Origin of the sequence: Nonomuraea sp. CA-141351 (genome assembly GCF_050944675.1) — a bacterium.
Lineage (GTDB): Bacteria > Actinomycetota > Actinomycetes > Streptosporangiales > Streptosporangiaceae > Nonomuraea.
The window spans coordinates 813133-833830 of sequence record NZ_CP191982.1 but is presented as its reverse complement, the minus strand read 5'-3'; the positions used below and the strand labels follow the sequence as shown (position 1 = coordinate 833830).

Genomic DNA, 20698 nt, shown 5'->3' with positions numbered 1-20698 from the left:
GGACGGGGTACGGTCACTCGCCGCGACGGGCGCGGGCGCGGCGTTTGCCCTCGTGCATCGCCTGTACGCGGGCGATCGGGATCGTGTGACCCTCCTCGACCAGGTCGGCGGGCAGCCGTTGCGGCTCGGGCATGAGATCGGCCCACGGGTCGGCGTCCTTGAGCAGCTCCGCCGCGGTGTGAATGGTGAAGTCGGCGGGCGCGACCCGGTCGAGCGACTCCCAGTCCACGGGGAAGGACACGGGCGCGCCGGGGCGTATGCGCGGGCTGTACGCGGCCGCCACCGTGGCCCCGCCCGCCCTGGTCGAGTCGATGAACACCTTGCCCGTGCGGTCCTCGCGGATGAACGCCGTGGTCGCCGCCGCCGGATCGATCCGCTCCGCGCGGGCGCCCACCGCCCGGGTGGCCGCCGCCAGATCCTCAACGCCGGTCCCCTCCACCACGGGCACGAACACGTGCACGCCCTTGGCCCCGCTGGTCTTCACCGCGCCCGCCAGGCCGGCGTCCTCCAGCGCCTGGCGTACCAGGAAGGCCCCGCGCACGGCCAGCTCGAAGGCGTCGCTGCCGTCGGGCGGGTCGAGGTCGAGCACCATGTGCGTGGGATGGGAGCCCACGAACAGACCCGGGTGGTACTCCACCGCCCGCTGGTTGGCGAACCAGAGCAGCGTCCGGCGGTCGTTGCAGAGCGCGTACGTCACCTGCCTGCGCGACGCCTCGGCCCACACGGAGACCGACTTCACCCAGTCGGGGGCGTACTTGGGCAGGTTCTTCTGCATGAACGGCTCCTGCCCGGGACGCACTCGGATGACCGAGAGCGCCCGGTCGCGCAGCGCCGGGACGATGCGGTCGCTCACGGCGTCGAGGTAGTCGACCAAGTCACGCTTGGTCGCCCCCGCCCCCTCGAAGAGCGGCTGGTCGAGGTTGGTGAGCGCAATCCCGTCGCGCGTCTCGTCGCTGGCCACGCCCTACCATGCCCATGACGTGCACCCGAGGTCAACAAAGGAGCCCGATGACTCGCTACCTCTACCTCACCCGCCACGGCGAGGCCACGCCGGACGAGAGCGGTCTGACGGAGAACGGCCGCCGCCAGGCCACACTGCTCGGCGAACGTCTGAAGGGCGTCCCCTTCGCCGCCATCCACCACGGCCCGCTCCCCAGGGCCGCCCAGACCGCCCGCCTGATCGCCGAGCAGCTCCCGGACATCCCTGTGCGGGTCTCCGAGGCCGCCGGAGACTTCGTCCCGTACGTACCGGAAAGGGAGGAGCTGCCACCACAGCACGCGGACCGGCTCCTCGGCTTCGTCGGCCAGTTCCCGGAGGACGGCGGCGCGCGGCTCGTCCGCGAGGCCGAAGAGCTGTTCACCGGCCCGGTGGAAGGCACCCGCCACGAGCTGGTCGTCACGCACAACTTCCTGATCGGCTGGCTCGTCCGCGCCGCGCTGGACACCCCCGCCTGGCGCTGGCTCGGCCTCAACCACTGCAACGCCGCCCTGACCGTCATCAGGTACGCGCACGACCGGCCGTCCTCGGTGCTCTTCTACAACGACATGGCACACCTGCCGCCCGAGCTCAGATGGACCGGATTCCCGCCCGAACTCCGCCTATAGGCGCTCCGCGCCCGCCCCTCTCAGGCTGGGCACCGCCGCCGGCCGTCCGCTCAGCAGCAGGAGCAGGGCCTGTACGGGCCCCTCCACCACATCCCCTTCGCCGACCGCCCAGTCCACGTCCGTGGCCACGAGCCGGAGCCCGTTCAGGCGCCGCTGCGGGTAGAAGGGGAAGCCGCGCTCCCAGATGTGGGTGGCGCAGGCGCGGGCGACGTCGAGCGGCATGGCCCGGTCGATGCCCAGCGGCACGGTGATGTCCTGGGCGTGGACGAGCACGTCGAACAGCGGGTCCAGCGGTTTGGTCGCCGGCGCCCTGCGGTGCGAGGTGGCCGACTCGCGTATCTGCCCGACGATCTCGCCTGTCGGCAGCCAGGCGTGCCGTATCGCCATGTCCCGAATGAAGCGGTCGAAGTTCCCACCCGCCCGGATGAACTCCACCATCGCCCGCGGGACGCTCGCCCTGGTGGCGAGCGCCAGGTGGGCGGCCACGTCGCGCACCCGCCAGCCCTCACAGAGCGAAGGCCGCTCCCAGTCGGCCACCGGCAACGAGCCGAGCAGGTCGGCCAGGCTCCGCCGCTCGATCTCGAGGGCAGCCCAGATCTCTTCCTGATTCATCGCACGCCCCAATTTGCTAAGGTGTCATTAATATAAGCCTTCCTTAGCAATTGGAGAAGGGGCATTGGCCGCCACGCACCCACCGCATGTCGTCGCGCTGCTCTACGAGGCGTACCTGCGGCTCCAGGACGTCGTGCTCGAGGCGGGCCGGGCGTACGACGCCCGCGTCCGGCCCGCGCACTCCGCGGTGTTCTTTCACATGGAGCACGACGGCATCCGGCTGAGCAGGCTCGCGGAGAAGGCCCAGATGACCCCGCAGGCGATGGGGGCGCTGGTCGACGACCTGGAGGAGATGGGCCACCTGCGCCGGGTGCCCGACCCGGCCGACCGCCGGGCCAAGCTCATCGTGTTCACCGAGCGCGGCGACGAGGCGCTGAAGGCGGGCTACGACGCGATCGACGGCGTCGAGCGCCGCCTGGCGGCCCTGCTCGGCGAGGACGGTCTCGCCGAGCTGAACGCCACATTGAGCCGCGTCATCACCGACTTCTAGGAAGGCGCCTTGGCCATCGTCTCCCGCTCCTCCCGGGTCGCGATGAGCCCGGCGGGGGCGAGGATCTTCGACTCCTCGAACGGCGCCTCCGTGGTCGGCAGCGCCTCCCGCGTCCTGACGGCCTTCACCCAGACGCGCACCGCGTCGAGGATCACGATGATGATCAGGGCCGCGAAGAGCGCCGCCAGGATGCCGTCCACGGTGGAGTTGACCACGATCTGCTCCATCGCGCCCTGGGTCTTGGCCGGCGCGAGCAGCTTCCCCTGGTCCAGCGCCGCCTGATAGCGGTCACGCTGGGCGAAGAAGCCGAGCGTGGGGTCGGGGGAGAACACCTTCTGGTAGCTGGCCGTCAGCGTGACGGCGGCGTCCCAGGCCAGCGGCACCCCCGTCACCCAGGCCCATTTCAGCCGCCCGCTCTTGATCAGCAGCGTCGTGGCCACGGTGAGCGCCACCGCGGCGAGCAGCTGGTTGGCGATGCCGAACAGCGGGAAGAGCTGGTTGATGCCGCCCAGCGGGTCGTTGACGCCCACGTAGAGGAAGTAGCCCCAGGCCGCCACCACGACGGCGCTGGCCGCCACCAGCCCCGGCCACCAGCTCACCTTGGCGATCGGCTTCCACAGGTTGCCCAGCGTGTCCTGCAGCATGAACCGCCCCACCCGCGTCCCCGCGTCGACCGTGGTGAGGATGAACAGCGCCTCGAACATGATCGCGAAGTGGTACCAGAACGCCTGCAGCCCCGCTCCCCCGATGAACCCGGAGAAGATCTGCGAGATGCCCACCGCGAGCGTGGGCGCGCCGCCGGTGCGGGCGATCAGGGTCTGCTCCTGTACGGCCGCCGCCGCGGCCTGGAGCTGCTCGGGCGTGATCACGAACCCCATGTTCGCGACCGCCTGCGAGGCGCTCTGCACGGTGGCCCCGACGACCGCGGCCGGGGAGTTCATCGCCAAGTAGAGCCCGGGGGTCAGGACGCAGGCCGCGGTGATGGCCATGACGGCCACGAACGACTCCATGAGCATGGAGCCGTACCCGATCATCCGGACCTGGGTCTCCTTCTGGATCATCTTGGGGGTCGTGCCGGACGAGATCAGCGCGTGGAAGCCCGACAGCGCCCCGCAGGCGATGATGATGAACACGAACGGGAACAGCGAACCCGCGAACACCGGCCCCTTGCCGTTGAACGCGAAGTCCGTGAACGCCGTGGTCTTCAGCGACGGCATCGTGATGGCGATGCCGATCGCGATCAGCACGATGGTGCCGATCTTCATGAACGTCGAAAGGTAGTCGCGCGGCGCCAGCAGCATCCACACGGGCAGCACCGCGGCGACGAACCCGTACGCGATGAGCCAGAGCGCCAGCGCGGACGGGCTCAGCGTGAAGAACGGCGCCCAGCTCGACTCCTGCACCCAGCCGCCGGCCACGATCGACAGCAGCAGGAGCGCGACCCCGATCACGGTGGTCTCGACGACCTTCCCCGGGCGGAGCACCCGCAGGTAGAAGCCCATGAACAGGGCGATCGGGATGGTCATGGCGATGGAGAAGACGCCCCACGGCGACTTGGCCAGGGCGTTGACCACGACCAGCGCCAGCACGGCCAGCAGGATGATCATGATGGCGAAGACCGCGATGAGCGCCGCGGCCCCGCCGATAGGCCCGATCTCCTCACGGGCCATCTGGCCGAGGCTCCTGCCGTTGCGCCGCATGGAGAAGAACAGGATCACCATGTCCTGCACCGCCCCGGCGAAGATCACCCCGGCGACGATCCAGATGGTGCCGGGAAGGTAGCCCATCTGGGCCGCCAGCACGGGCCCGACCAGCGGACCCGCCCCGGCGATGGCGGCGAAGTGGTGACCGAACAGGATGCGCCGGTCGGTCGGCTGGTAGTCGATGCCGTTGTCGAGCCGCTCGGCCGGGGTGGCCCTGCGGTCGTCCGCGCCCAACACCTTGCGGACGATGAAACGGGCGTAGAAACGGTAGGCGATGGCGTACGAACCGAGTGCGGCGGCCAGCAGCCAGACCGCGTTGACGTTCTCTCCTCTGGACAGGGCGAGCACCGCCCACCCCGCGGCCCCGACGACGGCGACCACCGTCCAGATGATGATGGAACGCAGCTTCACCCGTTACCTCCCAGGAATGGGGCGGCCCAGGCAACAACGCAGCCCGGCGTCCGGCGGCAGATCGGTGGTGAAGTGCCGCCAGCGCCAGAGCGGACGGCAGTCGATCGTCACGGGAAGCTCGGCGAGATGCACCCAGGCGGCGGGATGGGCGTACACCAGATCGGTCCCGAGGCTGCGGGCCTGCCGGGGAAGACGGGAGCGACGCAGCGGCCTGACGGAGAACTCTCCCGCGTCCGCGCAGCAGAGGCCGGTCACGTGCCAGTCGAAGAACACCACTTCTTCGTCGCGCAGCGCTTCACGGGCGGCAGGCGTCAACGTGATTCGGGACATCTGGGGCTCCTGAGTATCAGGCAGCTCAGAAATCTACGTCGGCCTTACCCGCTGTAGTCGTTTTCGAAACGTTTGCCCGACGCAAGCTGGGCCTGCCGTCGCGCAAGGAGCTCCGGACCCTGGCCTCGGATGATCAGACCGACAAGTAGGAGTCACCGATTCTGACAGGGCTTCACCGGCGACCGGCCAGGCGGCAAACTGGTGCCTGCGGCCATCGCCCTGCTCTCCTTCGAACGTGAACCGTGGCTCTTCGGAGGGGCGCCACGCGGTGGCCGTCACCATGTGCGCCACGGCAGGAGCGCCGGCTGGAAAAATCCGCACCTGCTTCGGCGATCGATCGCCCCTGATCATGAACCGCTTGCCATCATGTCCACACGAAGTGGGGCCCCGGCCATCGCGCGACGGGGATCCCATCCGGCTATGGCGAAGGTAGAAGTGCGTGAACGTAGAGGCAGAGATCCTCGACCTGAAACGCCGAGTGGAAGCTCTCGAAACCATCCTGCGCTCCGGCAGCGACCCCGGCCGCTCTGACCTCGTCCCGGCACAGACCGGCCCGTACATGCCTGACTCGGAGACGTCCATCGGCCTCGCCGAACTGAAGGCCGAGATCGCGGACGTCCGCACGGAGACGAGCCAGGACTTCGAGGCTCTCATCGTGGAGATCGCCGGCTTCCGCGCGCAAACGAACGAGCACTTCAAATCCACTCAGTCCGAGATCATGGAGAAGTTCGACTCCCTCCGGTGCGAAATGATCGACCTCGCTCTCAGACTTGATCGCCTGCTGGAGATAAACGGCGCGTGAGGCGCTGACCTCCTGACCTGGCCGCCTGCCCTGGACCGGGAACGGCGGGCTACCCCTCGGCCCTGACAAGGCGCAGTGACCTGTCTGGGCTTAATGTCTAGCTTGTGATTGAGATGTCCCAGACGCAATCATCGGCGCATGAACGCTGACGTCATCGTCGTCGGGGCGGGCCTGGCAGGCCTGGTGGCGACCTGTGAACTCACGGCCAGGGGCAAGAAGGTCGCCGTGGTCGACCAGGAGAGCGCGGCCAACCTGGGCGGCCAGGCATTCTGGTCCTTCGGCGGCCTGTTCCTGGTCGACTCGCCGCAGCAGCGGCGGATGGGCGTGAAGGACTCCTTCGAGCTGGCCTGGAACGACTGGCAGGGCAGCGCCCAGTTCGACCGCCTGGAGGACGAGGACTCCTGGGCCGTACGGTGGGCGCGCGCCTACGTCGAGTTCGCGGCCGGGGAGAAGCGCGCCTGGCTCGACCGGCTCGGCATCAAGCTGCTGCCCACCGTCGGCTGGGCCGAGCGCGGCGACCTGCGCGCGGACGGACACGGCAACTCCGTACCGCGATTCCACGTCACCTGGGGCACGGGTCCGGGCGTGCTGAGGCCGTTCGTCGGCGGGGTCCGGCAGGCTGCCGAACGCGGGCTGGTCACCTTCTACCACCGCCACCGGGTCGACGAGCTGGTCATGAGCGGCGGCGCCGTACAAGGAGTGCGTGGCACGCTGCTCGCCGAGGACGACTCGCCGCGCGGGGTCGCCTCCAACCGCGACGAGGTCGGCGAGTTCGAGCTCGCCGCACCCGCAGTGATCATCACGAGCGGCGGCATCGGCGCCAACCACGACCTGGTGCGCCGCTACTGGCCCGAGCGGATGGGCAGCGCCCCGGAGAGCATGGTGACCGGCGTGCCCGCTTACGTCGACGGCCGGATGCTCGACATCAGTGCCGAGGCCGGAGTGCGCCTGGTCAACCGCGACCGCATGTGGCACTACACCGAGGGCCTGCGCAACTGGGACCCGATCTGGCCGGGCCACGGCATCCGGATCCTGCCCGGGCCCTCCTCGATGTGGTTCGACGCGCTGGGCCGGCGACTGCCGGACCCCTGCCTGCCCGGCTACGACACGCTGGGCACACTGCGCCACCTGCGCGGGACCGGCCACGACCACTCGTGGTTCGTGCTGACCCAGAAGATCATCGAGAAGGAGTTCGCGCTGTCGGGCTCCGAGCAGAACCCCGACATCACGAGCAACGACCGCAAGGCCTTCCTCCGTGAACGCCTGCTCGGCAAGGGCGCCCCCGCTCCGGTGGAGGCCTTCAAGCGCAACGGCGCGGACTTCGTCGTCGCCTCCACCTTGGAGGAGCTGGTTGGCAAGATGAACCAGCTCACGATCGAGCCGCTGCTCGACGCCGAGCTCGTGCGCCGCCAGGTCGAGGCCCGCGACCTGCAGCTCGCCAACCCGTACAGCAAGGACTCCCAGATCCAGGGCATCCGCAACGCCCGCCGCTACCTCGGCGACCGGCTGGGCCGCACCGCCACGCCGCACCGGATCCTCGATCCGGCCGCCGGGCCCCTGATCGGGGTCATGCTGCACGTACTCACCCGGAAGACGCTCGGCGGCATCCAGACCGACCTCGACTCGCGCGCCATCGGCCTGGACGGGCAGCCCATCGACGGGCTGTTCGCGGCCGGAGAGATCGCCGGGTTCGGCGGTGGCGGGGTTCACGGGTACAACGCTCTCGAGGGCACCTTCCTGGGCGGCTGCCTCTTCTCCGGCCGCCAAGCCGGCCGCGCCGCCGCCGGCTGATCTGACCCTGGGACGGGTTCGACAGCGACGGCACGCATCTCGTCCGCCTCCACCGTCGCATCTCAGCAGCCGCTTACGCCGAGCTTCGCATCCCATTAGCCGCTTACGCCGAGCCTGGCATCCACCCAGCCGCTTACCGCCCAGCGTCGCGACAATGATTCGCGGCGCCCCCGGCCTGCGTGCATGGGCCCTCCGGCGGCTGCAGCGCAGGGGCCATCGATGCTCTGGTCGCGTACCTGGAGTGGCGGCACGACGAGGTCGTCGCCGCGGTGGCGGGATTTCAGCCCTTGGAGTCCTACGCTTCCCTCAGCAGCCGGACCTCCAACTCGGGGTCGAGGCCGACGCTGGGGCGGTCCGGGCGCATCGGGGGCCGGCCGCCGATGCTCTCCAGCCACCTCCAAGTGTCCCTCACCGTCTCCTCCACCGGGCAGCATCGCAGACCCGCCGCCACCGCCTTGGACACGTCGGCCCCGTGGAGAAAGTCGTAGTCCTCGCCCACCAGCCAGATCGGCAGGTCGGTCCATGGTGACACGCCCGCCGCCAGGATCCGCTCGGCCTCCACCCACCGCAGCTCGGCGTCGGATCCGGTCACCTTCACGCAGGTCTCCAGGAGCTGCCCCATCGTCACGAACCCCGACGGGCTCACGACGTCGTACGCCCCGCCGAGCCCGAGCCGAGCCGCCTCCAAGCACCAGATGGCCAGGTCGCGGGCGTCAATGTACTGCAGAGCCAGGTCCGCCGGCGCCGGGGCGAGCACCGGGCCGCCGCGGGCGATCCTGGCCAGCCACCACGGCAGGCGTCCGATGTTCTCGTACGGGCCGAGGATGAGGCCCGCGCGTGCCAGCAGCGCCCGGTCCCCGAACGCCGCGACCGCCCCCAGCTCGGCTCCCGCCTTGTTCCTGGCGTAGTCGCCGTCTTCGTCATCCATGGACGCCGCCACGATCGGGGCACTCTCGTCCGCGCCGAACGGCACCGGCGGCGCGTAGACCGAGCGGCTGGAGACGTAGACGTAATGGCCTGCCCGGCCGGCCAGGAGCGACGCGGTGTCCCTGACCGCGACCGGCGCCCACGACCAGGTGTCGACCACCACGTCCCACTCTCCGCGCTCCAGCGCCGCCGACCCGCCGGGCACTGTCCGGTCGCCCCGCAACGCCGTCACACCCGCCGGCGGCTCATGGCTGCCGCGGTTGAACGTCGTCACCTCCCAGCCCAGCGCCAACGCCTCCTCGACGACCGCCCGACCCACGAACTCCGTGCCACCCAGGACCAACAGCCTCATGGCATCCACCTTGGCCCTCCGGCTTCCTACGCGGTAGGTGCGCACGCCATCAGCGGAATCGCCACGAGCGAAAGCCGGGATTGGCTGATCGCGCGCGTCGCACGACCGTTGGTGAGCACATGACGTGGCCGATGGCGCCGCGTGGCGGGGCCTATCGTGGGCGCGTCACATGGCAGGTGGTGGCCGCATCGCGTGGCCGATCGTGGCGGCGTCACATGGCAGGTGGTGGCCGCATCGCGTGGCCGATCGTGGCGCGTCGAGGTCACCTTGGCGCGGCCCAGTCCTGCCCACCAGCCTGCGCCGCCCGAGTTCGTGGGCCGCCGCCACCACATCGGCGCACATGTCATCGACGTCGGCTGCTTACCGTCGCTTGGACTCGCCGGACTGCCGGGTGGACGACGGCGGAGCGCCCAGGTTGTCGACCCCCACTGCGCCCGACGGCGCGGCGCCGTGCCGGGGCGGCACCGTGCCAGGGCGGGCCACCGGTGATGGCCGCTGTTCTCCGGGAGACCCGTCCGGGCCGCGTGACCTCCCATGGCGTCACACAAGGCCATATTGCGATCGCTGTCCGCCGGGTAAAAGTCACAGACAGTCACGCAGAGGGGGGATGGGATGGGATGGCGAGACGGCTCTTTCCGCGCTCGATCCGGGCACGCCTGACCGCGGTCGCGACCTTGATAGCGGCACTGGTCTTCACCGCCACGACCGCCATCACACTCACCACCGTGCCGGACAACCTCCGAGGCGTCGTACACGCCAGAGTCGAGGTGGCCGTGCGACGGGTCGCGAGCGAGGCACGTACGGGACAGCTGCCCCCGGTGCTGAGCACGCCGGCGCGCGGCCACCTGCTGCAGGTGGTCTCGGCGGACGGAAAGGTGATCGCGAAAAGCCCAGGCATCCCCGAGGGCCTGCGCTTGACGAGCGTCCGTCCGCCCAAGCCCGAGACCGTCTACACCGTCGAGCGCACTGTGTACCGGAGCCCGGACGAGCCCGAGGCCCACTACCTGATCATGGCACTCACGGCGCAGACACCCCACGGCCCCGTCACTGTGTGGGGGGCGGCCTCACTAACCGACGTCGACCGTGCCCTCATATGGATATATCTCCTGGTATTTCTCGGCACTCCGCTCGTCCTGGTGAGCGTCGCGGGCATCACCTGGGTCACCGTCGGGTCCGCCCTGCGTCCCGTCGAACGCATCCGCGCAGAGATGGCCGAGATCACCGGCCAGGACCTCAGCAGGCGCGTGCCCGTGCCCGACACCGGCGACGAGATCACCGACCTGGCCCGCACCACGAACGACACCCTCGACCGCCTCGAACGTTCGGCCGAGACCCAGCGCCGCTTCGTCGCCGACGCCTCGCACGAGCTGCGCAGCCCCATCTCCGCTCTGCGCGCCCAGCTGGAAGTGGCCAACGCCTACCCGGAGGAAACGGACTGGAAGCTCACGGGTGAGCGGGCGCTGGCCGCCGCCGACCGTCTCACCAGCATCATCAACGAGCTGCTCATGCTGGCCAGGCTGGACGCGGGTGCCGTCACGGAACGGCGCGTGGTGGACATGGCCCAGGTGGCGCAGGAGCAGATCCGCCGCCGCGAAGGCTCCAGGGCGCCCATCATCCCCGACCTGTCCGCCGCAGCCCCGGTCTTCGGCTCCCCCGTGCAGCTCGACCGCCTGCTCACGAACCTTCTCGACAACGCCACCAGGCACGCCGCCGCCAGGATCGACCTGATGGTGGCGGTGGAGGGCGTCAAGGTGGTCGTGACGGTGACCGACGACGGGGAGGGCATTCCGCCGCAGGACCGGGAGCGGGTCTTCGAACGCTTCACCCGCCTGGAGAGCGCCCGGGCCAAGGACAAGGGCGGCAGCGGCCTGGGCCTGCCGCTGTCCAGGGAGATCGCCGCCGCCCACGGCGGCAGCCTCACCATCGCCGACCACTTCCCCGGCGCCCGCTTCGTGGTCATCCTCCCGCTCTACGGACCCCCGTGACCGGCCCACGAGGCGCTCCTACACTCGCTGGCATGGATCTACGCCAGCTCGCCACCGAGATCGAATCCATTTCCAGCCAGTACGCGGAACGGCTCGGGATCGAGCGCGACGACACCTGGTTCCTGCTCAAGCTCCAGGAGGAGCTCGGTGAGCTGACGCAGGCGTTCCTCATGCGCACGGGCCGGGCCAGGACCAAGGGACGCACGCCGGAGGAGCTCGAGATCGACTTCCGCGCGGAGCTGGCCGACGTGCTGTGCCACGTGATCCTCATGGCCCACCACCACGGGGTGGACCTGGAGACGGAGGTCGCACGGAAGTGGCTGGCCTGGAAACCGAAGGACGCGGTGACCGAACAGGAAGGGCTCGGCTCGACAAGATAAGGCTCCGGGCCGCCGACCGGTGAACGTTTCGCCATTACGACGGAAGGTAAGGCGTCGGGCCGCCAGCCGGTGAACGTTTCGCCGTTGCGGCGGCCCGCCCCGTGCGGGTCAGCGAGCGTCACCCTGGAGGCCCTCAGCCACGTGCGGCGGTAGGCGCCACGTTGGCTTTGCCGTACAAGATGAAAACCCGAAGGAAGCCGAAGCGGCCGCAGGGCCCGACCGGGGAAAGAGGGCCGGACGGGCCCGGGAAAGCCGCGAGAAAGAATCAGTCAGTCGCGGTGATGCGGTTGGTGGCGGGCGGGGCGATGGGGTTGTTCTTGCCGAGGTGGTCGACGAAGGCGTCGATGTCCAGCGGCCCGCTCCACAGGTCGGTGCCGTCCTTGAACGCGAGGAACGCGTCGCCGCCGCCCACCAGGAAGTTGTTCGCCGCGACCCGGATCGACTGCGTGTCCGTCACCGGCACCCCGTCGATCTTCATGTCGGACACCTTGGAACCCCAGGCGGCGCTCCGGCTGTAGGTGTAGGTGAAGTTCGCCGAGGGCTGCAGGATCTTGGTGAACGCCTGGTTGTTGGGGCCGCCGGTGAACTGCTGCTCGAGCACCGTCTTGAGCTGGGCGCCCGTCAGCGTGACGACCTGCATGAGGTTGTTGAACGGCTGCACCTTGAAGGCCTCGCCGTACGTGACCACGCCGTCGCCCTCGTTGGCGGAGGACGAAGCGTACGTCAGGGAATCACGCACGCCGCCCGGGTTCATCAGGGCGATCTGGGCGTTACCGCCGGTCTTGGTGGCGGCGAGCTGGCCGTCGGCGATGAGGTCGCCGAGCGCGGACTCGCCGGAGGGCGCGGCCGCGTTCTTGATGTCGGTGGTGATCGTGCCGACGGGCTTGTTGGCGACGGGCGCGACGCGGTCATTCCACGTCTTGACGAACGCGGAAATTTCGGGATCCGGGGCCACGGTCCGAGTCACGATGTGGTTGTCCGCCACGACCGAAGCGCGGTCGATGTCGCGCGTCTTGACGTTCACGTTCAGGTCCACCTGCGTGATGACCCGGCCGAACGAGCCGCCCTGCGAGTAGACGCGGTCGTTGCCCGCCGGGTCCTTGACCTTGCACAGGTACGCCTGGTGCGAGTGCCCGCTGAGCACGATGTCGATCTCCGGGTCCACCTGCGTGGCGATGCGGTTGCCGGCACCGGGGATGGCGCTGCAGGCGTCGGGCGACTGGTTCGCGTTCACCTGGTCACCCTCGTGCACGAGCACGACCTGGGCCTTCACCCCGACCAGCTTCAGCAGCTTGGAGGCGACGTTCGCGGCCTTGACCTCGTCGACGAACTTGAGATCCTTGATCCCCTCGCTCGTGACGATGCTCGGCGTGGTCTGCGTGACCAGGCCGATGAAGCCGATCGGCACGCCGTTCATCCACTTGATGCTGACCGGCGGCAGCGCGGGCACGCCCCAGTCCGAGAGCACCTGCTTGACCTGTGCCGAATTCGAGCCGCCGAGCGCGGCGAGCGCGTCGGTCTTCTCGTTGGGGTTCTTGAACAGGACGTTCGCGCCGACGTAGTCGAACGCCGCACCCTTCCAGGGGCCGGCGGGCGAGCAGCCGTCCACCGGGTGGCAGCCGCCCTTCATGATCCGCCGCAGCTCGGTGTAGCCCTCGTCGAACTCGTGGTTGCCCACCGCGGCCACCTTGAGCCCCAGCTTGCCCATGAACTCGACCGACGGCTCGTCGTGGTAGGCCGCCGAGATCAGCGGCGACGCCCCGATGAGGTCGCCCTGGGCCACGGCGATGGTGTTCTTGTCGGCCAGGGCCTTCATGTGCGTGGCTATGTACGCGGCGCCACCGGCGTCGACGGTCTGGCCGTTCTCGTCCACCATGCGGCCGGAGGACCCGGTGGGAGGTTCGAGGTTGCCGTGGAAGTCGTTGAGCGCGAGCAGCCGGACGGGGACCGTCTTGGGGGCCTTGCTCGCGTCCGCCGGGAGGGTGGAGAGCATCACCGCACCCGAGGCGACGGCTCCGGCCAGCGCCAGCCGGAGGAATGAACGAGACGTCATGGACCAAGACGTTACGGCGCGAACCTATGCTGCCGATGTCGCAAAGGTAACGATTTCCCAGGTTGTCACATGGCGTTATTTGCCAGTGATACGCCTAGAGTTCCTTGTGTGAGTGCACACGTGAAGGTCAGGGAACGGCTCGATGACACCGAGATCGACGAGGTGCTCGGCCTGGTCGAGGCGGCGACGGAGACCGACGGCGTGCGCCCGCTCAACGAGCACGTGATGCTCCACCTCCGCTACGGCGGCGATCCGCAGGCCCGGTCCCTGCTACTTGAGGCCGGCGGCACGTTGGCGGGCTACGCCCACATCGATCCCACGGACGAGGTCGAGGGCCCGAGCGTGGAACTCGTCGTCCACCCCGAGCACCGCCGCCAGGGGCACGGCACGCGGCTGCTGCGCTCCGTCATGGAACTGACGGACGGCAGGCCGCGCCTGTGGGCGCACGGCGACCACGCGGGGGCCGGGGCGCTGGCGGCCAAGTTCGGCTTCGAGCGGGTGCGCTCACTCTGGCAGATGCGCCGTTCCCTCTTCGCCCCCATCGCGGCTTTCGCCCTGCCCGATGGGGTACGGCTGCGCACGTTCGTCCCCGGCCAGGACGAGGAGGCCTGGCTCAAGGTGAACTCCGCGGCCTTCGCCCACCACCCCGAGCAGGGCGCCTGGACGATGGACGACCTGCTCCGCCGCGAGCAGGAGCCGTGGTTCGACCCGGAGGGGTTCTTCCTGGCCTTCCGCGGCGACCGGCTCGCCGGCTTCCACTGGACGAAGATCCACGGCTCCTCCTCCCACGGCCACGAGCCCCTCGGCGAGGTGTACGTCGTGGGCATCGATCCCACGCAACAGGGCACGGGCCTGGGCAAGGTGCTCACCCTTGCCGGGCTGAGCCACCTGCGCTCGCGCGGCCTCGCCCAGGCGATGCTGTACGTGGACGAGGCCAACACGGCGGCGATCAGGCTTTATGAGTCCCTCGGCTTCAACCGCTGGGACGTGGACGTGATGTACGCCCCTACTCCACTATCCAGTGCAGGATGAAGTAGGAGAGAGCGGCCACCAGGGCGGCGGCCGGAATGGTCAGGATCCACGCGGTCACGATGTTCCCGGCGACCCCCCACCGCACGGCGCTGAGCCGCTTGGTGGCTCCCACCCCCATGATCGCCGAGGTGATCGTGTGCGTGGTGGAGATCGGCGCCCCGAACCCGATGGCGGCCGCGTACAGGACGGACGCCGCCGCCGTCTCCGCGGCGAAGCCCTGCGGCGGGTCCAGCGCGATGATGCGCCGCCCCAGCGTACGCATGATGCGCCAGCCACCCGCGTACGTACCGAGGGAAATCGCCCCGGCGGCGGACAGGATGACCCACTGCGGGATCGGATCGGACGGAGTGGCGAAGCCGCCGACGGTGAGCGCCAGGAAGATGACACCCATGGTCTTCTGCGCGTCCTGCAGCCCGTGCCCGAGCGCCATGGCGGCCGCCGAGACGGTCTGCGCGTAACGGAAGCCCCGGTTGGTCTTGCCGGGCTGGCTGTTGCGGAAGATCCAGTAGATTGCGATCATGACCAGGGCCGCCAGCGCGAACCCGATCAAGGGTGAAAGCACCATCGGGATGACGACCTTCTCGACGACGCCGTTCCAGTGCACCACGCTGGCCGAGGCCAGGGCGGAGCCCACCAGGCCGCCGATGAGCGCGTGGCTGGAGGAGGACGGCAGCCCGAAGTACCAGGTGATGAGGTTCCAGGCGATCGCTCCGATGAGCGACGAGGCCACGATGACCAGCCCGTGGGGGCCGTTGGGAGCATCGATGATCCCCTTGCCGACCGTCTGAGCGACCTGGGTTCCCAGATGGGCGCCGATGAAGTTCATGGCCGCGGCCATGAACAGCGCGGCCCTGGGGGTCAGAGCCCGGGTCGAGACGGAGGTAGCGATGGCGTTCGCCGCGTCATGGAACCCGTTGGTGTAGTCGAAGAGCAGTGAGATTGCGACCACGCCGATGACGAGGGCGAGCGTGAGGTCCACTGGGCCTGGCCTAGCTTTCCTTGACCGCGATCGACTCGACGGTGTTGGCCACGTGCTCGAAGGCGTCGGCCGCCTCTTCCAGGGCGTCGACGACCTCCTTCATCTTCATGACGGTGAGCGCGTCGTACTCCCCGCTGAACAGCTTGGCCAGCAGCCTGCGATAAACCTGGTCGCCCTGGTTCTCGAGGCGGTTGACCTCGATCCAGTACTCGTTGAGGTTCTTCATGGACCGCAGCCGCGGCATGGCCTCGGCCGTCAGCTCGGCGGCCCGCTCGAGCACCTCGACCTGCCTGACGACGTCCTTCGGCAGGTGGTCGAGCTGATACAGAACGATGAGGTCGGAAGCGGCCTCCATGGCGTCCATCACGTCGTCGAGGTTGGACGCGAGGCGGTAGATGTCCTCGCGGTCGAACGGAGTGATGAAGCTCTCGTTGAGCCGGTTCATGATCGCGTGGGTGCGCTCATCACCGGCGTGCTCACAAGCACGCATCTTCTCGGCCAGGGCCTCCCTGTCCGATCCCTCGCTAATGATCTCCACCAGCAAGCGTGATGCGGTGACCAGATTGTTCGCGGAGTCTGCGAACAGGTCGTAGTAGCTGTCCTCACGTGGCGTGAGACGCAGGCGCACGTCGTTCTCCAGATGTGCGGGGATGGTCCGTGTAGAGGGTACGGGCTACCAGGCGAAATGCGAACTTCATGTCCCCTTCTCCTCCTGGCTACCCCGCGTATGTTGTGCAACACCGGGACAGAGGCTACCTTTAGATCTTTTCTTCCTTCGCCAGGGGGAGCCCAATCAGACCTTGGTCCGGTGAAAGTCCTTGAACGACCGGGACGGCGTGGGCCCACGCTGCCCTTGGTACCGCGACCCGTACTTGGCCGACCCGTAGGGATGCTCCGCGGGCGAGCTGAGCCGGAACACGCACAACTGCCCGATCTTCATCCCCGGCCAGAGCTTGATCGGCAACGTGGCCACGTTCGACAACTCCAACGTGACATGCCCGCTGAACCCAGGATCGATGAACCCCGCCGTCGAATGCGTCAGCAACCCCAGCCGCCCGAGCGAGCTCTTCCCCTCCAACCTCGACGCGAGATCGTCCGGCAACGTGACGACCTCATAGGTGGAGGCCAGCACGAACTCACCCGGATGCAGGATGAACGGCTCGTCCCCATCAGGCTCGACCATCCGCGTAAGATCCGGCTGCTCCACGGACGGGTCGATGTGGGGGTAGCGATGGTTCTCGAACACCCGGAAGAACCGGTCAAGCCGTACGTCGATGCTGGAGGGCTGGATCATCTCCCGTTCGAAGGGATCGAGCGCAAGCCGCCCGGCGTCGAGCTCAGCAAGGATGTCACGGTCAGATAGCAGCACGGTGAGCAACCTACCGCCCGACCGGAAACTCTGTGGGGTCGGGATTGCTGTTGCACGCCAAGTTTCCGCTACAGTGGGGGACGCGACTTCGGGAGTCGAGGTCGTACGCGGGTGTAGTTCAATGGCAGAACATCAGCTTCCCAAGCTGACAGCGCGGGTTCGATTCCCGTCACCCGCTCTCATCGTGAAGGCCCAGGTAGGGACATGAATCCCGACCCGGGCCTTGATTGTTTCCGGACTGATTCGATCTTCGCGGGCCATTAACGGGCCATTAGCTCTTGATCACCCTGTGGAGACCAGTGCGCCCGCCGTGCCCTTGTCGTCATCGTCGCGCGTTTGGAGTTGCCGATCGATGGCGTTGGTGATCGCCTCATCGGCTCCCCTGACCGCGTGCTGGTAGATCATGGCCGCTCGGACGTTGTCGTGTCCCATGCGGGCCATGAGGTCCTTGAGCCCCGCGCCGGACTCCGCGGCCAGCATGTTGCCCGTGTGCCTCAGATCGTGGAAATGGAGCCCAGGCAGGCCCATCTCCGTGACGACATCCACCCAACGAGTGCGGGTGTTGAAGCCGCTACGGCGCATCGGGCCGCCCTTGGCCGCTGGGAACATGAGGGCGCCCGGCTCGTCCTGGACGTAGGTGTCCATGTGCTCCCGGAGGATGGGGACGATGCTCTGCGGGATGCCCACCGTGCGGCGTCCGGCCTTGGACTTGGGAGGCCCCAGCACCAGCCCACCCGCAGAGCGCTCGACGAAGGCGACCCGGACGCGGACCGTGCGCACCTCGAGATCGACATCCATCCGGCGTAGCGCGCTGACCTCACCCCAACGCAGGCTCGCGAACGTGGCCAGGAGCACCATCGCGCGGAACCGCCGGTCCTGGGTGGCGTCGGCCTTTCCCTCCATGGCCATCTTCCACAGCGCCCGCTCGGCCGCCGCTCGTGTGAGGAAGATCTCCGGATGGGTGCGCATCGCGCCGTGCCGCTGGAAGCGCAGCCGGTACGCACCATCCTTGATCTTGCGGACATTGCCGATAGGACGTAGCCCGACTCGGTCGGCCAGCTCGAACACCTGGGCGACAGTGAGCACGGGACGCTCTTGCGCGTGCTCGTCGCCGGCCCCTCGGATCCGGCACGGGTTCTGCGGGATGACGCGGTCGTCGGCGGCGGCCGTCAGTACGGCTCTTAGCAGCCGGTAAGCCTTGGCCGCCATGCTCACCGATACGCCGTTGCCGAGCAGATCGGCCCGCCACTGCGGAACAGTCGATGTGCTGATTTTGGCGATCTGGACATTGCCGAGATGCGGCGCGATGTGCTTCTTGAGCAGCCAGCGATAGAGATCGACAGTTCGAGGCCGTAGGCCGGGCCGTTGGGCGACCCAGATCTCGGCGTAGTCCCGTAGCTTGACCTTGCCACGTTCTGGATCGTTCCATTCACCCTTGATGATCTGTGCCTCGATGAGGGACAGCGCTCGCTCAGCGTCGGACTTGCGTTCGTAGGTCTCGGTGCCCGTGCGCATCCGGCCATCCGGTGCGGGATAGCGAATCTGGTAACGCCCGGACTCTCGCTTGCGGATGCTGCCGAAACGGCGGTGGTTGTCCTTGTTCGCCATCAGGCGGCCCTCCCGGTTGCGTCGAAGGTCGTCATGGGCGCGACTGTCCCGGCGACGACGAAGGCGATCAGTGCGGACTCTCGGATGCGGACGTGCCGCCCGACCTTCACGAACTCGATCCGGCGTTCGGCGATCAGTCGGCGGACGAAGCGAACCAAGGTGCTGAGCAGTTCGGCCGCTTCCGGAACGGTGAACAGTTGGTCCAAGATCTCCTCCTCTCAGGCTGCCTTTGGAGTTGCCGAAAGTTCTTCGAGCCGTCTCAGGTGAGCGCGCCATCGCTGGCGTTCGGCGATGGATCGAAGGAGCCGGACGCCGATAGGAGAGACATCGGGATCGCCCGGTCTGACCGGCTGCCAGACGTAGCGATGCGGATCGGTGGGCTCGTCGGCCTGGCCGAGCGCTTCCAGGACCCAGGTACGGCGGTCCTGCTTGTGTTCGGCGAGCGTCTTGTTGCTCCACTTGCGGGAGACGAGGACCCGGCGACCGGCGTAGCCGAGGTGTTCGGGCTTGTGGGCCTTGGACCTGCACTGGCCGGGGACCATGCCCGGCTTGGCGTTCTTGGGCTGCACGCCGTATCGCAGCCAGTTCGGGCAGGTCGGCGCGCACGGCTCGTAGCGCAGGGCGTCGACGAAGCGGGCCGCGTGCTCCCGCTGCGCCTGGCCGTCCAAGGTCTCGCCGAGGCTCTTCGTCAGGTACTTGGACAGGTACCGGATGCAGTGGTCAGCGTCCGGCGACCCGGCAAGCACGCCCTTGACGTCCACCTGATCGCCGAAGCGGATCACATGCATGGGCTCGTCACCGAGCTGGTCGAGAGCTTCGTCCCAGGTGGGCAGCACCTCGCCTGTGTCAGGGTCCACGTAGCCGACGCCGTCGTTCCAGACGGGCAGGTGGTCACCCTCGAAACGCGCTTCCTCGGCCTGGGGCCACCAGACCTGGTGATAGGTGGCCGCCGCGATCTGCTTCATCTCGGCGCGCGGCAAGGTGCCCCGTATGGCCATGTGCAGGTGCGGGGCGAGCCGCTTCTGAGACTCTACGGTCGCGAAGTACTGCACGTCATAGCCAGCCACCCTCCGTAGGTTCTGCACGAACCGGTCCACGAGTTTGGAGAAGTGCAGCGCGTCACGAGCTGCCCGCACTGCCGACCCATCTAGCGAACGTCGGCTTGTCGAGGACCGCCCATGCGCCCAGACCAGCGAGAGTAGGAGCGACGAGCAGGAGCGCGACGCTCCAGCCGTACACGAAACAGAGCGCGCCCGGAACGACGATCGCGGCCAGTGCCACGGGATGCCGCCATATGAGACGGAAAAGGCCGGCGACGAAGCGAGCGGCGAAGATGACCGGTGATGATGGCCGGGGTTCGCACCACGGCCGGTTTGAAGACCACCGCCGTGTCGGGGGTGGTGGAGACGATGCGGTGCGGCTCGTCGCCGGGCATCCTCTTGAACATTAGGGTGAAGTCCTTCCATGCATGTCGCGTATGTGAGGAAGACCGAGGGGCCGCCGGAAGTTGCCGCTTCCTGCGGCCCCGCTGAGCATCAGGCCACCTCGCCAGCAGTGGCCTTGGTGTACGGGCTGAGAGTCATCGACCCGCCACCCCCAAGCCGTTCGGGAGTCCGTGGAACATGCGCTCCACCGCACCCGCGAACATGGCGGCCTCGCACGCCAGGCTCTGAGCGAATTCGACGTCGTCGAGGGTGACATGATCGTTCGCAGATGTGGTGACGAGGACCTGAGTGCCGCCGAAGACCAGCCCCAGGACCGGCGACCTCTGCGGATACGGATGGGTACGCACATCAGCGCCCTGGCCGACCTTGAGATTGATCGTGCTGGCCGGGTAACTCTTGCGCCGCCTCATCACGCCGCGTCCTTAGCGGTCGCCTTGGCAGCGGGACGAGGAGCGCGCATCTCGCGAACCTTGATCGAGTACGCCAACCTTCCTGCCTGGTTGACGTACGGCGTGACGGTCATGTGGTCGAACTCGACCGGCGTGAACGGCAGTCCAGCCATGGGCGCCGGGGGAACCGGCTGAACCGGGTTGAGGATCTTCACGGACACGGTCTTCTGAGCGGCCTTGAGCGACGGATCGGCGTCCATGACGCTGACCTGCCAGACGAGCTCTCCGCTCTGCTTGTCGCGGGTCTGGACGAAGCGCCCGTTGGTCGAGGCATCGAAGTCCTTGACCGGCTCGACCTCGCCCACGATGTAGCAGCCGTGCGGGAAGACCATGTCGAACGTGACGGGGATGGGACCTTGCAGTGCCATGAGGCTT

At 68.3% G+C, this 20698-nt stretch carries 21 protein-coding genes and 1 tRNA gene; 8 read left to right on the top strand and 14 right to left on the bottom strand.

Annotation, left to right across the window (positions count from 1 at the left end; all coding sequences use genetic code 11):
- Positions 1-13: 13 nt before the first annotated feature.
- Positions 14-961: a DNA polymerase domain-containing protein gene (locus tag ACQPWU_RS04300; protein WP_433437031.1), complete on the bottom strand. Its 948-nt coding sequence runs from the start codon at positions 959-961 to the stop codon at positions 14-16.
- A gap of 47 nt (positions 962-1008) precedes the next feature.
- On the opposite strand from ACQPWU_RS04300, the gene ACQPWU_RS04295 reads away from it, so the two are divergent.
- On the top strand, positions 1009-1605 hold the full coding sequence (locus ACQPWU_RS04295) for a histidine phosphatase family protein (protein WP_433437029.1): 597 nt from the start codon (positions 1009-1011) through the stop codon (positions 1603-1605).
- Here ACQPWU_RS04295 and ACQPWU_RS04290 read toward each other — a convergent pair.
- A complete protein-coding gene (locus ACQPWU_RS04290; RefSeq protein WP_433437027.1) occupies positions 1600-2217 on the bottom strand; it encodes a maleylpyruvate isomerase family mycothiol-dependent enzyme in 618 nt (205 codons plus the stop codon). The two genes, ACQPWU_RS04295 and ACQPWU_RS04290, sit on opposite strands and share 6 nt — an antisense overlap.
- A 64-nt stretch (positions 2218-2281) precedes the next feature.
- Between ACQPWU_RS04290 and ACQPWU_RS04285 the strand changes: the two genes are divergently transcribed.
- Positions 2282-2707 (top strand): MarR family winged helix-turn-helix transcriptional regulator, encoded by a 426-nt coding sequence (locus tag ACQPWU_RS04285; RefSeq protein ID WP_360685873.1) that lies wholly within the window; start codon positions 2282-2284, stop codon positions 2705-2707.
- Here the strand turns inward: ACQPWU_RS04285 and ACQPWU_RS04280 are convergent.
- Both ACQPWU_RS04280 and ACQPWU_RS04275 read right to left on the bottom strand, forming a co-directional pair.
- Entirely contained in the window at positions 2704-4821 is a 2118-nt protein-coding gene (locus ACQPWU_RS04280; protein WP_433437024.1) for a carbon starvation CstA family protein, read from the bottom strand. The two genes, ACQPWU_RS04285 and ACQPWU_RS04280, sit on opposite strands and share 4 nt — an antisense overlap.
- 3 nt (positions 4822-4824) lie before the next feature.
- A complete protein-coding gene (locus ACQPWU_RS04275; RefSeq protein WP_433437022.1) occupies positions 4825-5151 on the bottom strand; it encodes a hypothetical protein in 327 nt (108 codons plus the stop codon).
- Between the two features lie 439 nt (positions 5152-5590).
- Here ACQPWU_RS04275 and ACQPWU_RS04270 point away from each other — a divergent pair, with 439 nt between their 5' ends.
- Both ACQPWU_RS04270 and ACQPWU_RS04265 read left to right on the top strand, forming a co-directional pair.
- Complete coding sequence (locus ACQPWU_RS04270; protein ID WP_433437020.1) at positions 5591-5953, top strand: hypothetical protein; 363 nt, start codon at positions 5591-5593, stop codon at positions 5951-5953.
- Positions 5954-6091: 138 nt separating this feature from the next.
- Positions 6092-7744, top strand: coding sequence for an FAD-binding dehydrogenase (locus tag ACQPWU_RS04265; RefSeq protein ID WP_433437018.1), 1653 nt, complete (start codon positions 6092-6094; stop codon positions 7742-7744).
- A 295-nt stretch (positions 7745-8039) separates the two neighbouring features.
- Here the strand turns inward: ACQPWU_RS04265 and ACQPWU_RS04260 are convergent, their stop codons facing one another.
- Positions 8040-9023: a reductase gene (locus tag ACQPWU_RS04260; protein WP_433437017.1), complete on the bottom strand. Its 984-nt coding sequence runs from the start codon at positions 9021-9023 to the stop codon at positions 8040-8042.
- Between the two features lie 617 nt (positions 9024-9640).
- Here ACQPWU_RS04260 and ACQPWU_RS04255 point away from each other — a divergent pair.
- Entirely contained in the window at positions 9641-11008 is a 1368-nt protein-coding gene (locus ACQPWU_RS04255) for a sensor histidine kinase (RefSeq protein WP_433437016.1), read from the top strand.
- Between the two features lie 32 nt (positions 11009-11040).
- Entirely contained in the window at positions 11041-11388 is a 348-nt protein-coding gene (locus ACQPWU_RS04250; RefSeq protein WP_433437014.1) for a pyrophosphatase, read from the top strand.
- Between the two features lie 265 nt (positions 11389-11653).
- Here ACQPWU_RS04250 and ACQPWU_RS04245 read toward each other — a convergent pair whose 3' ends face one another.
- Positions 11654-13441 (bottom strand): bifunctional metallophosphatase/5'-nucleotidase, encoded by a 1788-nt coding sequence (locus ACQPWU_RS04245; RefSeq protein WP_433437012.1) that lies wholly within the window; start codon positions 13439-13441, stop codon positions 11654-11656.
- 108 nt (positions 13442-13549) lie between these two features.
- Here ACQPWU_RS04245 and mshD point away from each other — a divergent pair, with 108 nt between their 5' ends.
- Entirely contained in the window at positions 13550-14473 is a 924-nt protein-coding gene (mshD, locus tag ACQPWU_RS04240) for a mycothiol synthase (protein WP_433437010.1), read from the top strand.
- Here the strand turns inward: mshD and ACQPWU_RS04235 are convergent.
- The 3 genes from ACQPWU_RS04235 to dcd form a co-directional block, all read right to left on the bottom strand.
- A complete protein-coding gene (locus tag ACQPWU_RS04235; protein WP_433437008.1) occupies positions 14448-15452 on the bottom strand; it encodes an anion permease in 1005 nt (334 codons plus the stop codon). The two genes, mshD and ACQPWU_RS04235, sit on opposite strands and share 26 nt — an antisense overlap.
- Before the next feature lie 10 nt (positions 15453-15462).
- Positions 15463-16080, bottom strand: a complete 618-nt coding sequence (locus ACQPWU_RS04230) for a DUF47 domain-containing protein (protein WP_127939425.1) — start codon at positions 16078-16080, stop codon at positions 15463-15465.
- Positions 16081-16245: 165 nt separating this feature from the next.
- Positions 16246-16821 carry a dCTP deaminase gene (gene dcd, locus ACQPWU_RS04225; RefSeq protein WP_433437006.1) on the bottom strand — a complete coding sequence of 192 codons (576 nt, stop codon included), beginning with the start codon at positions 16819-16821 and terminating at the stop codon, positions 16246-16248.
- A gap of 107 nt (positions 16822-16928) precedes the next feature.
- On the opposite strand from dcd, the gene ACQPWU_RS04220 reads away from it, so the two are divergent.
- Positions 16929-16999: transfer RNA gene (locus ACQPWU_RS04220), tRNA-Gly, on the top strand.
- Between the two features lie 104 nt (positions 17000-17103).
- Here ACQPWU_RS04220 and ACQPWU_RS04215 read toward each other — a convergent pair.
- The 5 genes from ACQPWU_RS04215 to ACQPWU_RS04195 all read right to left on the bottom strand — a co-directional run bounded on the left by ACQPWU_RS04215 (position 17104) and on the right by ACQPWU_RS04195 (position 20691).
- Positions 17104-18429, bottom strand: a complete 1326-nt coding sequence (locus tag ACQPWU_RS04215) for a tyrosine-type recombinase/integrase (protein WP_433437004.1) — start codon at positions 18427-18429, stop codon at positions 17104-17106.
- A complete protein-coding gene (locus tag ACQPWU_RS04210; protein ID WP_433437002.1) occupies positions 18429-18635 on the bottom strand; it encodes an excisionase family DNA-binding protein in 207 nt (68 codons plus the stop codon). Before ACQPWU_RS04210 ends, ACQPWU_RS04215 begins: the two co-directional genes overlap by 1 nt.
- Before the next feature lie 12 nt (positions 18636-18647).
- On the bottom strand, positions 18648-19895 hold the full coding sequence (locus ACQPWU_RS04205; protein ID WP_433437001.1) for a replication initiator: 1248 nt from the start codon (positions 19893-19895) through the stop codon (positions 18648-18650).
- A 113-nt stretch (positions 19896-20008) separates the two neighbouring features.
- Complete coding sequence (locus ACQPWU_RS04200; RefSeq protein ID WP_433436999.1) at positions 20009-20284, bottom strand: hypothetical protein; 276 nt, start codon at positions 20282-20284, stop codon at positions 20009-20011.
- A complete protein-coding gene (locus tag ACQPWU_RS04195; RefSeq protein WP_433436998.1) occupies positions 20284-20691 on the bottom strand; it encodes a plasmid replication, integration and excision activator in 408 nt (135 codons plus the stop codon). The genes ACQPWU_RS04200 and ACQPWU_RS04195 overlap by 1 nt, the downstream gene beginning before the upstream one ends.
- Positions 20692-20698: the final 7 nt, after the last annotated feature.

Bases quoted from the DNA above. Each gene is read 5' to 3' on its own strand.
- ACQPWU_RS04255 (WP_433437016.1), top strand. From the start codon at position 9,641: ATGGCGAGACGGCTCTTTCCGCGCTCGATCCGGGCACGCCTGACCGCG.
- ACQPWU_RS04195 (WP_433436998.1), bottom strand. From the start codon at position 20,691: ATGGCACTGCAAGGTCCCATCCCCGTCACGTTCGACATGGTCTTCCCG.
- ACQPWU_RS04290 (WP_433437027.1), bottom strand. From the start codon at position 2,217: ATGAATCAGGAAGAGATCTGGGCTGCCCTCGAGATCGAGCGGCGGAGC.
- ACQPWU_RS04245 (WP_433437012.1), bottom strand. From the start codon at position 13,441: ATGACGTCTCGTTCATTCCTCCGGCTGGCGCTGGCCGGAGCCGTCGCC.
- ACQPWU_RS04205 (WP_433437001.1), bottom strand. From the start codon at position 19,895: ATGGAAGGACTTCACCCTAATGTTCAAGAGGATGCCCGGCGACGAGCC.
- ACQPWU_RS04275 (WP_433437022.1), bottom strand. From the start codon at position 5,151: ATGTCCCGAATCACGTTGACGCCTGCCGCCCGTGAAGCGCTGCGCGAC.
- ACQPWU_RS04215 (WP_433437004.1), bottom strand. From the start codon at position 18,429: ATGGCGAACAAGGACAACCACCGCCGTTTCGGCAGCATCCGCAAGCGA.
- ACQPWU_RS04295 (WP_433437029.1), top strand. From the start codon at position 1,009: ATGACTCGCTACCTCTACCTCACCCGCCACGGCGAGGCCACGCCGGAC.
- ACQPWU_RS04260 (WP_433437017.1), bottom strand. From the start codon at position 9,023: ATGAGGCTGTTGGTCCTGGGTGGCACGGAGTTCGTGGGTCGGGCGGTC.
- ACQPWU_RS04265 (WP_433437018.1), top strand. From the start codon at position 6,092: ATGAACGCTGACGTCATCGTCGTCGGGGCGGGCCTGGCAGGCCTGGTG.
- ACQPWU_RS04250 (WP_433437014.1), top strand. From the start codon at position 11,041: ATGGATCTACGCCAGCTCGCCACCGAGATCGAATCCATTTCCAGCCAG.
- ACQPWU_RS04200 (WP_433436999.1), bottom strand. From the start codon at position 20,284: ATGAGGCGGCGCAAGAGTTACCCGGCCAGCACGATCAATCTCAAGGTC.